The sequence below is a fragment of the Pedobacter steynii genome (genome assembly GCF_900103665.1).
Classification (GTDB): Bacteria; Bacteroidota; Bacteroidia; order Sphingobacteriales; family Sphingobacteriaceae; genus Pedobacter; species Pedobacter steynii.
This window is the reverse complement of record NZ_FNGY01000021.1, coordinates 1-12465: the sequence shown is the minus strand read 5'-3', so window position 1 is coordinate 12465 and position 12465 is coordinate 1. Positions and strand designations below refer to the sequence as shown.

At 40.0% G+C, this 12465-nt stretch carries 12 protein-coding genes and 1 rRNA gene; 7 read left to right on the top strand and 6 right to left on the bottom strand.

Annotation, left to right across the window (positions count from 1 at the left end; genetic code table 11):
• Positions 1–34: 34 nt before the first annotated feature.
• Positions 35–352 (bottom strand): carboxypeptidase-like regulatory domain-containing protein, encoded by a 318-nt coding sequence (locus tag BLQ87_RS32580; protein ID WP_074613087.1) that lies wholly within the window; start codon positions 350–352, stop codon positions 35–37.
• A gap of 262 nt (positions 353–614) precedes the next feature.
• On the opposite strand from BLQ87_RS32580, the gene BLQ87_RS32575 reads away from it, so the two are divergent.
• From BLQ87_RS32575 to BLQ87_RS32545, 7 genes are all read left to right on the top strand, one after another.
• Positions 615–1139, top strand: coding sequence for a hypothetical protein (locus BLQ87_RS32575; protein ID WP_143010616.1), 525 nt, complete (start codon positions 615–617; stop codon positions 1137–1139).
• A gap of 171 nt (positions 1140–1310) precedes the next feature.
• Complete coding sequence (gene pnuC / locus BLQ87_RS32570; protein ID WP_074613085.1) at positions 1311–1928, top strand: nicotinamide riboside transporter PnuC; 618 nt, start codon at positions 1311–1313, stop codon at positions 1926–1928.
• Positions 1912–2442, top strand: a complete 531-nt coding sequence (locus BLQ87_RS32565; RefSeq protein ID WP_074613084.1) for an AAA family ATPase — start codon at positions 1912–1914, stop codon at positions 2440–2442. The genes pnuC and BLQ87_RS32565 overlap by 17 nt, the downstream gene beginning before the upstream one ends.
• A 240-nt stretch (positions 2443–2682) precedes the next feature.
• Entirely contained in the window at positions 2683–5130 is a 2448-nt protein-coding gene (locus BLQ87_RS32560) for a TonB-dependent receptor (protein WP_074613083.1), read from the top strand.
• 5 nt (positions 5131–5135) lie between these two features.
• Complete coding sequence (locus tag BLQ87_RS32555) at positions 5136–5768, top strand: thiamine phosphate synthase (protein WP_074613082.1); 633 nt, start codon at positions 5136–5138, stop codon at positions 5766–5768.
• 40 nt (positions 5769–5808) lie between these two features.
• Positions 5809–6450, top strand: coding sequence for an alpha/beta hydrolase (locus tag BLQ87_RS32550; RefSeq protein WP_074613081.1), 642 nt, complete (start codon positions 5809–5811; stop codon positions 6448–6450).
• Positions 6451–6505: 55 nt separating this feature from the next.
• Entirely contained in the window at positions 6506–7780 is a 1275-nt protein-coding gene (locus tag BLQ87_RS32545) for an MFS transporter (RefSeq protein WP_083362180.1), read from the top strand.
• A 135-nt stretch (positions 7781–7915) separates the two neighbouring features.
• On the opposite strand, the gene BLQ87_RS32540 is transcribed toward BLQ87_RS32545, so the two are convergent.
• The 5 genes from BLQ87_RS32540 to rrf form a co-directional block, all read right to left on the bottom strand.
• Positions 7916–9664, bottom strand: coding sequence for an ABC transporter ATP-binding protein (locus tag BLQ87_RS32540; RefSeq protein ID WP_074613080.1), 1749 nt, complete (start codon positions 9662–9664; stop codon positions 7916–7918).
• A gap of 86 nt (positions 9665–9750) precedes the next feature.
• A complete protein-coding gene (gene frr, locus BLQ87_RS32535) occupies positions 9751–10314 on the bottom strand; it encodes a ribosome recycling factor (RefSeq protein WP_074613079.1) in 564 nt (187 codons plus the stop codon).
• A gap of 39 nt (positions 10315–10353) precedes the next feature.
• Positions 10354–11061 carry a UMP kinase gene (pyrH, locus tag BLQ87_RS32530; RefSeq protein ID WP_073231857.1) on the bottom strand — a complete coding sequence of 236 codons (708 nt, stop codon included), beginning with the start codon at positions 11059–11061 and terminating at the stop codon, positions 10354–10356.
• Between the two features lie 38 nt (positions 11062–11099).
• Positions 11100–12206, bottom strand: a complete 1107-nt coding sequence (nagA, locus tag BLQ87_RS32525) for an N-acetylglucosamine-6-phosphate deacetylase (RefSeq protein ID WP_074613078.1) — start codon at positions 12204–12206, stop codon at positions 11100–11102.
• A gap of 182 nt (positions 12207–12388) precedes the next feature.
• Positions 12389–12465, bottom strand: a 5S ribosomal RNA gene (gene rrf / locus BLQ87_RS34330); the annotation flags it as partial.

Here is a 12465-nt window from a genome sequence, read left to right as displayed (position 1 = left end):
ATTAACCGATAGCCCTTTTATTTATCATCATCAATTATTGAAGTAATTTGATCTCTCCAACATCCGTAGTAGCACTATCTGTAACCGCAACATTCTCTACTGAAGTATCTTTATAGGGTGCATTTGCCTTTACCCAAATGGTATAAGTTCCTGGTTTAACTTTACTAAACACAAAGCTTCCGTTAGATACAGCCGCTCTTAATGTGTCGGTACCAACAACTGCTAACACCTGAGATGCCCCTTCAGCCGGATTAACTTTTCCCTGGATTCCGCCTTCCCTAATGAAGGTAAATGCTAATAAACCCAATGAGAGCGCTAACACTGCTATGAAATTTAAACTTGCCTTTTTCATCCCGATCAATTTTAGTTTAACCTTAATGTTTATTATTGTTTTGTCCCACTAATACAAACAACTCCCCGATATGTTTTAAAAATCTCTTGCTTTTTCTTCTCAAACAATGTCTGTACTAATTCTCTTTCAGGTCAAAATACACAGAAAACACGGATTATTCACAAAATGGAACAACATTTGCAGATTCCAGACCGTTATAAGCTTCATCGTCTCGCTTTTAAAATAACACACCACTTAACAAATGAGAACAACACACATGCAAATGAAAAAAATATTTCCGGCATTAATTGCCATAGTAGTCCTATTGGCAGGTTGTGCTACGGTACAATCTCTGATCAAATCAACTTTCCCCTATACCGCAACCGTGGTCATTCCAGCTTCTTCGAAAAGCAATACGACCATTTCTGCGAACTCAGCGGCAACAAGTTTTGACCAGGTCTTTGGAAATCAGAACGGAACAGATTATGTAAAAGAGATCAGAATTGCCTCCGCCAAACTTGATGCGAGCAATCCTTCGAACAAGAGTTTGGGAATGTTCAAATCTGTTAAACTGTTTGTTACCAATGACAAAGGTACGGAGGTCATGGTAGCGTCAAGAAACGATGTTCAGGAAAATATTGGCCCCGGACTGGTACTAGACATAGACAATTCACGTTTCTTGGATAACTACGTTAAGGGTACCAGCCTGCGCATAAGAATGGAATACGTATTGAGAGATAATACTGCTACGGATGTGAGTGTAAGAGTATCACTCAGCTTTAGTACTTCTCCAAAAACAGCAAAATAGTATAAAAAAACCTCTTTTTAAGAGGATAATCTTCATAAATAGTTTGTTTGGTTTATTATCCGGCAGGAATCATTTCCCTGCCGGATTTTTTATACCGTTTTCTTTAACTGGTTAATGTCGCTTTACAAATCTTTATGTTGCAAATAATTTTAGGATAACTACTTTTGGTTCATGTTACTCCTTGAATCCTCTTTTTTTCAATTGATCGCCGACCAGTTTAAACATACTTCATGGCAGGAATGGCTCGGCGTCATTTCCGGGTTCATTTGCATTTATCTGGCAACAAAAGAAAATGTACTGAGTTGGCCGATTTCTATCATTAGTGTGATCGCGTACGCCTGGGTATTTTATGATGCAAAAATGTATGGAGACATGGCCTTACAGTTTTATTTCCTTTGCAGCGCATTCTATGGCTGGTATTTTTGGATCAACAATAAACAAAGTGATGACAAGCCCATTACCAATTTATCAACAAAAGGCTGGTGGATTGCTTTTGGCTCAGTTGTGGTTTTATCGATAGTCCTGGGTCTTTATCTTGATCAATATACAGATACGAATGTTCCTTATGAAGATGGCTTTTGTACAGCCCTGAGTTTTGTAGCACAACTGATGCTGACCAGAAAGATTCTCCAAAACTGGGTCCTTTGGATTATTGTAGATCTTTGCTATATCCCATTATATATTTATAAAAATCTAAATTTAAGTGCTGTTTTTTACGCATTCCTGGTGGCCATTGCCATCAAAGGGTATTTAGACTGGAGGAAAACCTACCGTGAACAAACAAATTAAGAAAATTGCTATTGTTGGCCCTGAAAGTACCGGGAAATCCACTATTACACAACAACTGGCCAAACACTACAAAACACTTTGGGTACCTGAGTACGCAAGGTATTACTGTGCCGCATTAACTGAGCCTTGCGACTTACAGGACGAAATCAATATGTATCATGGACAGGTAGCACTGGAAGCGTCTGTTCTTGCCATCGCAGAAAAAGACCTGATATTTTGTGACACCACCTTTATTACGGTGAAAATCTGGAGCAATGAAGTCTTTGGAGAAACACCTCAGGTTGTCCTGGACGCTTTGCCCAACTATGCCTACGATTTGTACTTACTCATGGATATTGATCTCCCATGGCAGGAAGATCCACTGCGTGATTTTCCACATAAAAGAGAGCACTTTATGCAAATATGGCATCAGGAGCTACAAGGCCTCAATGCAAACTATGTAGTCATCAACGGACAGAAAGAAAGACTGGACAATGCCATTTCGGCTGTAGAATCCTTTCTCAAAAAGCTATAATCTGACCGTTTTCCTTGCTATTCAATTTTTATCAATACCTTTGCCCTATCAAAAAGGGGTGCCTTGTTTTGTAAAAAACACAAAAACAGGCTGAGAGCATACCCATTATATCTGCAAACAGATATATGCACCTGATCCGGATAATGCCGGCGGAGGGATTGGAGTTATGGAGTTTAACTGGGCTGTAAGTGCCCCTTACTTACAGTGGTTTAACTAAAAATCAAAAAATTGAAAAGATTAATGACCATAGCATTAGCTATGTTGCTGATGCCTGTTTTAACAAAGGCACAGTTCAGTATTTCCGGATTGGTGTCCGAAAAATCAAATCAGGCATTACCAGGAGCATCTATTCGCCTAAAGGACAAGTCTTCCGGAACGACTACAGATTCACAAGGAAAATATCAATTTACAAATCTTAAAGCGGGCAATTATACATTAGTAGTTAGTTTTATCGGCTATCAAACTGTCGAAAAAAACCTGGATTTAAACACTGATCAGGTCCTAAATTTCAGCTTAAGCCCCTCAGCTTTTTTAGCCGATGAGGTGATTGTAAGGGCAACCCGTGCCAATGAGAAATCTGCTACGACCTATAGGAACCTGACCAAGGAGGAGATTCAACAGAACAACTTCGGACAAGACCTTCCATTTATCTTAAATAATACTCCGGGAGTAGTCGTGACTTCAGATGCCGGCGCGGGTGTTGGTTATACAGGCATTAGAATCAGAGGAAGCGATGCCAGCCGGATCAACGTAACGATCAATGGCATTCCTTATAACGATAGTGAAAGTCAGGGCATTTTTTGGGTAAACATGCCTGATTTTGCCTCTTCTATAGAAAATGTGCAAATTCAGCGCGGTGTTGGTACCTCAACCAATGGAGCAGGCGCTTTTGGCGGAAGTCTGAATATTCAAACCTTAGCCCCTTCCGAAAAGGCTTATGCTGAACTTAACAATACGTTCGGGTCCTTCAATACCCTTAAAAATACCTTCAAAGTAGGAACAGGTCTGATTGACAATAAATGGAGCTTTGATGGACGACTATCACGCGTAAAATCTGACGGTTATATTGACCGTGCTGCCTCCGCCTTGAAATCATATTTCCTGTCCGGAGCCTACCATGGAAAAAATGAGCTGTTAAGGCTGAATCTATTTTCCGGAACAGAAAAAACCTACCAGGCATGGAGCGGTATTCCTGAATCAAGATTAAAAGGAGATGTGCAGGGAATGAAAGACTATGCCGCCAATGAGGGGCTGAAACCAGAAGAACTGGAACACTTGCTCAATTCAGGAAACAGAACATATAATCCCTTTACCTATAAAGATCAGACGGACAATTATACTCAGAATCACTACCAGGCCATATATGCCAAACAATTTAATGAACAATTTTCATTCAATGGCGCATTGCATTATACAGATGGGAAGGGCTATTTTGAAGAGTTCAAATTAAGAGACAAATATGAGAAATACAAGTTACCCGGTGTTATCGTTGATGGTCAATTAAAAGACCGGACAGACCTTGTCCGTCGTCGCTGGCTGGACAATAATTTTTACGGACTAACTTATGCCTTCAATTATCAACCTCAATCTGACTTAAGTTTTACCCTTGGTGGGGCTTACAATGAATATAGGGGCAAACATTTTGGACAGGTGATCTGGTCCAGGTTCCCAATGGGACTAAGTAATACCGATCATTATTATGATGGCAAAGGGAACAAAAATGATTTCAACACTTATCTTAAAGTAACCTATAGCCCTATTGATCAGTTAAGCCTTTTTGCCGACCTGCAATACAGAAGAGTAAGTTACGACATCAGCGGTCTGGATAAAAACGTAGAGCCGATTAACTTTAGTAATGACTACAATTTCTTTAACCCTAAAGTTGGAGCTACCTATTTTCTGAATCAACAAAGTAACATTTACACTTCATTCAGTGTAGCCAATAAAGAACCTAACCGTGATGATTTCACCAGTCTAAAAAAAGGGCTTCCTTCGCCAAAACCAGAAAGATTGAATAACGTGGAAGCTGGATATCGCTTTAACGACAAAACATTTAATGTAGGTGTCAATGTCTATGGAATGTTCTATAAAGATCAACTCATCTTTACAGGAGAAGTAAATGAATATGCCGATGCTTACCGTCAGAACGTAGACAAGAGTTACCGGATCGGAATTGAGCTTGATGGATCCTATGTAATCAGTTCAAAATTCGCAGTAAATGCAAATGCCGCTTTCAGTAGGAATAAAATTAAAAACTACGTGGATTACATCGCAAATACTGAAGAAGACGAAAGTACCAATATCATCGCGACCAACTATTCCAATCCTGACATCTCTTTTTCTCCGGCAGCTGTAGTCTCGGGAGAGCTGGTCTATAAACCATTTAAAGGTTTCGCTGCTGCGCTTCAAAGCAAATACATCAGCAAGCAATATATGGACAATACCCAAAGTGAAAGTAAAATGCTAAAAGCTTACTGGGTAAACAATGCCAGACTGGGCTATGATTTTAAGATAAAAGGGATTAAAAACATCAATCTTGGACTCTTGGTCAACAACATTCTGAACAAGAAATATGAAAGCAATGGATATACCTATAGCTATGCGTATAAAGGAGATGTTACCAAACAAAATTTTTATTTCACACAGGCCGGAACTAATTTTTTACTTTCGTTAAATTTGAAATTTTAACATACATGAAGAAGTTCATCGAAAAACTCCATTTTATAACACACGACATCCCTCAACATAGCCATATCGAACAGGTACGGATTGCCTGTGGCGCCGGAGCAAAGTGGGTACAATACCGTTGTCTGACTAAAAATGACGAAGAGCTTCTGGAAGATATCAATGCAATTGCAGAAATCTGTGACGATTGGGGAGCTACCCTGATCGTTACAGATCACATTCATTTGAATGGCAAAGCCGATATTCAAGGGTTTCATATCGAAGATATGGATGCCGATTTTGTAAAGCTCCGTGAGCAATTGGGAGAAGCAATTACCATTGGTGGCTCTTCTAATACATTGGAAGGATTAATCAGGCTTGCAGAAGAAGGCGCCGATTATGCCGGTTTCGGACCTTTTTACACGACCACAACAAAGCCGAACAATGCCCCTCTTCTGGGAGTAGAAGGATACCTGGGAGCCATGCAGGTCCTCAAAGAAAAATCTATTGATCTGCCTGTATTGGCAGTCGGTGGAATTACCTTGAGCGATGTAGATCCTTTAATGAACACCGGCATTTTCGGAATTGCCGTATCCGCATCGATCAATCAGGCGGAAGACATGAGAGAAGCTTATCTGGATTTTTATGATCAGCTAAAATAAAAACCATCCTTTTCATCAGTGATAATTCAACCGGTTAAATATGAAAGTATACTTTATAAGTGGATTAGGTGCTGATGAAAGGGTTTTCCAGTTTTTAGATTTACCTGATATCGAGAAAATCTATATCAAATGGATAGATCCTAAGGCTCAGGAATCTTTAGCTTCCTACGCAAATCGCTTAACCGCACAAATTGATTTAACAGAGGATATTATTCTTGTAGGAATTTCATTCGGAGGGATCATTGCCCAGGAAATAGCAAAAATCAAAGCCTGTAAAAAAACAATCCTCATTTCCAGCATTAAATCCCCACAAGAGTTTAGCTGGCAACTATCCCTGGTATCATTCTGCAGGGTTTACCGTTTATTTCCCGCTACAGTTTTAAAATGGAGTAATGCCCTTACCGCGGACTATTATTTTAGTACCCTATCCAAAACAGAATCTAAGCTTTTACATCAGATCATTAAAGAAACAGATGATCGGTTTATGATATGGGCCATAGACAGGTTGATGACCTGGAGAAATCCCAATCCCCAAACAGATATCATTCATATTCATGGAACTGCCGATCGCATATTTCCCATCTCTCCAATCAAAAGCTGTATAAAAGTTCAGGGTGGCGGACATTTTATGGTAGTCAATAAATCCGTAGAACTGAGTAAAATAATTATGGAAAACATCTGATTTACATTTCAGAATTGACATCCTAAAACCTACATTTGTTTAAAACAATTTTCTCTTGGATAGTCCCGGTATCATAGAAAAACCAGATCCTTACGCTGCCCTCAGATACCCGGAATTCCGGTCTTACCTTGGAATGCGTTTCTTTTTTACGTTTGCTTACCAAATGCAGGCGGTCATCATCGGTTTTCATATCTATCACTTAACAAAAGATCCTTTAGCATTAGGCTTGGTTGGACTTTGTGAGGCCATTCCGGCGATCTCGATTGCCTTATATGGAGGATATGTTGCCGACAAATCTGAAAAAAGAGGGTTGTTGTTGAAAGTATTTACCGGCGTCTTTCTTTGTTCCCTCATTATGCTGGTGATCACCACCAACCAGATGCATGCTTACGTACCTGTCAGTTATATTGTACCTATCATGTACCTGATGGTTTTTGGAATTGGTATTGCCAGAGGTTTTTTTAGCCCGGCAACCTTCTCGTTAATGGCACAGATTATTCCCAAAAAACTATATCCTAATTCCAGTACATGGAATAGTTCAAGCTGGCAGGCTGCCTCTATTCTTGGTCCGGCCACAGGGGGACTGATCTATGGATTTTATGGAATTACAGCAACCTATTCTGTAATTCTTGCTTTTATCGCCATTGCATTAGTTTGCATCTTCTTCTTAAAGCCGCATCCACCAACTTATATTCCCAAGGAAAGTATCGTAAAAAGTCTGACCGAAGGTGTCCATTTTGTTTTTAAAAATAAAATGATGCTAGGCGCAATGAGCCTGGATCTCTTCTCCGTATTCTTTGGAGGAGCAGTAGCCTTACTTCCCGTATTTGCCAATGACATTTTGAAAGTTGGTTCTGAAGGACTTGGCTTTATGCGTGCCGCTGCTTCCAGTGGAGCAGTAATTACCATGTTGGCCATGACCCGTTTCTCTCCAATGAACAAACCCTGGAGAAATTTACTCATCGCCGTTACCGGATTTGGAACAAGTATTATCTGTTACGGGCTTTCAAAAAATTTCTACCTGACCTTATTATTTCTATTTATGGAAGGAGCTTTTGACAGCATTAGTGTCATTATTCGTTCTACCATTATGCAATTACTCACACCTGATGAAATGCGGGGAAGAGTATCTGCAGTAAACAGCATGTTTATTGGCTCTTCTAACGAGATTGGGGCCTTTGAATCGGGACTTACAGCAAAGCTGATGAGAACAGTACCTGCTGTCGTTTTTGGTGGAAGCATGACCATTCTCGTCGCAGGGATTACCTACCTCAAAACAAAAGGCTTAATGAAATTAACCTTACAGGAAATCAATGACCAACAGACCTGAACATGCCAGCGTTTTCATCCGGAAGTGGGCTTTCACTGGTATTTCATCTCTCTTTTCAATCGGTGAATAGCAAGACTGCATCAACAGAAATAACATCAAAGCAATAACCTTAGTTTTTTCAGCGGCTGAAAGGGATTAATTGTCTTTACGTTCTCCTACCTGCTGTCTCCACATGGCATAGTACAGGCCATTTTCCACCAATAGATCCTCATGTTTCCCTTGTTCGATGATATTTCCTTTCTCCAACACATAAATACGATCAGCATGACGAATCGTAGAAAGCCTGTGCGCAATTAATATCGTGATGTGGTTGGTCTGTACCGAAATGTCACGGATCGTCGCTGTAATGTCTTCTTCTGTCAGGGAATCAAGAGAAGAAGTCGCTTCATCAAAGACCAGGATATCCGGCCTCCGGAGTAATGCTCTTGCAATAGAAAGTCTTTGCTTCTCTCCTCCCGAGACTTTTACACCGCCTTCTCCAATTACCGTATCCAACCCCTTATCTGCCCTTGCCAATAGGTTAGTACATGCCGCCTGCTTCATTACCCTTAAGCATTCATCATCTGTTGCGTCAGGCCTTACAAATTGCAAGTTCTCTCTGATCGTTCCTGAAAACAATTGTGTGTCCTGAGTAACAAAACCGATTTTTTCCCGAAGCAGATCCAGGTCGATGTCCTTACTTGAGATATCATTATACAACACATCTCCTTCCATTGGCTGATAAAGGCCGACCAGCAGTTTAACAAGGGTTGTCTTACCAGAACCAGAGGGCCCGACAAAAGCAATCGTTTCACCATTATGCGTATGAAAGTTAATGTCATTTAAAGCGTTGTGCTTACCAGTTAAATGCCTGAAGTTTACATCAGCAAATGCCAGTTTTGTGATTTTATCCAGTCTTACCGGATTCAAAGGTTTCTGATCTATTGGCGTACTCAGGATCTTTTTAAAATTTCCTAAGGAGACCTCCGCTTCGCGCCAGGATAAGATAACATTTCCCAATTCCTGTAAAGGACCAAAAAGGAAGAAAGAATAAAACAGGAAAGAAAAATATTGACCTGCGGAGATCGTATTTTCAAAAATTAAGATTAATAAAACCACAACCATTGTGCTCCTAACAAAATTAACCGTTGTTCCCTGTACAAAGCTCATGCTTCTCACATATTTGACCTTTCTTAACTCCAGTCCTAAAATCTTATAGGTGGTTTTATTTAATCTTTCAATTTCCTGATTGGCCAGGCCTAAACTTTTCACCAATTCTATATTTCTTAACGATTCTGTAGTAGAACCTGCCAATGCTGTTGTTTCTGCAACAATAGTCCTTTGGATTGTTTTTATTTTCTTGCTCAGGTACCAGCTCACAAAGCTGATGATTGGAATGGCAGAAAAATAGACCAGGGTAACCTTATAGCTCACTGTAACCGAATAAACAATTACAAAAACCATCCCAATCAGGCTAACAAAAAGAATACTGATAAAGGAGGTTATAAATTTTTCAGAATCCAGTCGTACTTTTTGCAAAATACCGAGGGTCTCTCCGCTTCTTTGATCCTCAAAGACCTGATAAGGTAATTCCAGCGAATGTTTTAATCCATCAGCATACATCCTGGCGCCAACTTTTTGAACGATGATACTTGTAAAGTAATCCTGGAAGTTCTTGGCAATTCGGGAAACCATGGCTGCACCAACACTAAGGCCGATCAATCCGAGTACTCCCCAAACGAATGCGCTTCTCTCTAATATGTCTTTCTTTTGTATAAACTCATCCACTATCCTTCCGGTAATGTATGGGTCCAATAAAGAAAAACCAATGTTTATAGCCGCTAGTAATAGCGCCAACGCAACAACCCATTTATGTTGTTGCAGATATTGAAGTAGTAATTTCATTTAATTAAATCTAGCCAAAAATAAATAAAGGGAATGAAGCATTCCGCTCATTCCCTTTAAATTACAAGTAAATTATAAATCAGGCCTTAAACCGTCATTACATCTTTTTCTTTTGCCTCTGCATGTTTATCCACCTTGATGATATATGCATCAGTTATTTTCTGAACTTCCGCTTCTCCGGTTTTGATCTCGTCATCGGAAACGCTTTCGCCTTTTAATTTTTTAATCTTTTCGTTGGCATCTTTACGGATGTTACGAACAGTTATTTTACCACGTTCTGCTTCCTCTTTCACTCTTTTAACCAGGTCCTTTCTACGCTCTTCTGTCAAAGGAGGAACAACCAAACGGATCACAATTCCATCATTCTGAGGGTTGATTCCAATATTGGCTTCCATGATTGCACGTTCGATAGGCACCAACATATTCTTTTCCCAAGGCTGAACGAGTAAAGTACGTGCATCTGGTGTATTGATACTTGCTACCTGAGATAAAGCAGTAGCACTACCATAATAATCTACAAAGATACCATCTAACATCCCGGCAGAAGCTTTTCCTGCGCGGATTTTTGTCAATTCAGCTTCACAATGGTCAATTGCTTTGTCCATGTTTGCCTGAGCATCTTGTAATTGTTTCTTTATGAGGTCATTCATGTTTGTAAAATTTAACCAAAAATATAAAATTTATTAGAATCAGCCTTTAACAAGCGTACCAATCTCTTCCCCTTTAGCAATTTTCATAAAATTACCTGTCTTATTCATATCAAAAACAATGATGGGAAGTTCATTTTCCTCACATAAAGTGAAGGCTGTCATATCCATTACGTTTAATCCTTTATCATAAACTTCTTTGAAAGAAATTTTGTTGTATTTTGTTGCTGTTGGATCTTTTTCTGGATCAGCGGTATAAATTCCATCCACACGGGTACCTTTCAATACCACATCTGCTTTAATTTCAATTGCTCTTAAAGCAGCGGCAGAATCCGTTGTGAAATAGGGGTTACCAGTACCGGCACCAAAAATAACCACGCGGCCTTTTTCCAGGTGACGCACTGCTCTTCTGCGAATAAATGGTTCACAGATTTGTTCCATTTTAATGGCTGTCAGTAGACGAGTTTTCAAGCCTACTTTCTCCAGTGCATCCTGCAATGCCATACTGTTGATTACCGTAGCCAACATACCCATATAATCAGCTTGTGCACGGTCCATGCCAGACTTTTCAGCACTTAAGCCTCTAAAAATGTTACCACCTCCAATAACTATTGCTATTTCAAGGCCTTCGCTATGTACAGCTTTAATGTCTTCAGCATATTGCCTTACGCGCTCATTATCAATACCATATTGCTTCTCGCCCATCAGCGATTCGCCACTTAATTTTAGCAGGATCCGTTTATACTTCATGACTCCAAAAATAACTATTTGTTTTAATTAATCAGGGCTCAAATGTGTAAACCCTTTACAAAAACTTTAGTCAGCTTTAGTTCCGGGGATAAAAACAGCAGATCAGCGTCATTACCGACATTTAAAGCACCCTTTTTATCTGACAACCCCATTAATCTCGCCGGGTTTCCTGAAGCAAGCCTTAAAGCCTGTGCCAAGCTGATATCGCAATGCTGAACACAGTTCTGAACCGCCTGTAGCAGCGTAATATTCGAACCGGAGAGCGTTCCATCCGGCGTAACAAATTTATCTCCTTTTAGTTGATGCTGATAAGGGCCAATGTTACATTCCGTTACGGCATCAGTGATTAAAAACAAGCGGTCTTTCATCACTTTATATGTCATCTTTACCATTTCCAGATTAACATGCGTTCCATCGGCAATGATGCTCGCCATGGCTGTCGGGTGACTAAATACGGCTACAGGTAAATTAGGTGCCCTGTGATGGATAGAAGGCATTGCATTGAACAAATGAGTTGTTGTTTTAAATCCGGCATCATAAGCGGCCGTAGCCTCTGTAAAATCGGCATCACTATGTCCGAGTGACAATACGATACCCTGGTCCAATAAATAGCGGATTACTTCTTCATCCTGAAGCTCTGCTGCAATTGTCATCATTTTTACGGTCCCATCGGCATAATCAAGCAAACGTTTCACCTCTTCGAGCGAGGCTTTATAAATATACGCTTCTACATGTGCTCCTTTTCGTTTAGCATTAATATACGGTCCCTCCAGATGTAGGCCCAGAAAGCCTTTAGCTTCCTTACGGTAAGCTTTTGCTGCATCCAGGCACTGATAGACTATTTCAGGACTATTTGTCGCCACGCAGGCTAAAAACCCCGTCGTACCTTTAGATAACAGATCTTCATCCATCTGTCTTAATGTTTCTGCTGTAGCATACGCTGAAAAAAGTGCCCCTCCGCTTCCATAAATCTGGAGGTCTATAAAAGCAGGGCTAATATAATCCCCTGCAGCGTCTATGATTTTATATCCTTCGGGAATTTCTTCGTTTGTGATACGTTTTATCTTTCCATCTTCAATAAAGATTGTTTGGCCATTAAGGAGTAAATCTTCATTAAAAAACCGACCATTTGTAATTGCAATCATAAGCTAAGGTATTAGGGTTCCCAAATATAAGCGCCTGCGACGAAAGCCGTTGATAATTGTTTTTATAAAAGGTGATTTTGAAAACTCCTATCGAGAAAGGAATCATGGTTTGCTTTTCGAGCGACAAATAAAAAAGCTTGTAAACAAGAAAAGCCTGTAGTTTCCTACAGGCTTACTTTAAGATTTGGCACCGACCTACTCTCCCACGTGTTACCGCAGTACCATCGGCTCTGGTGGGCTTGACTTCTCTGTTCGGAAT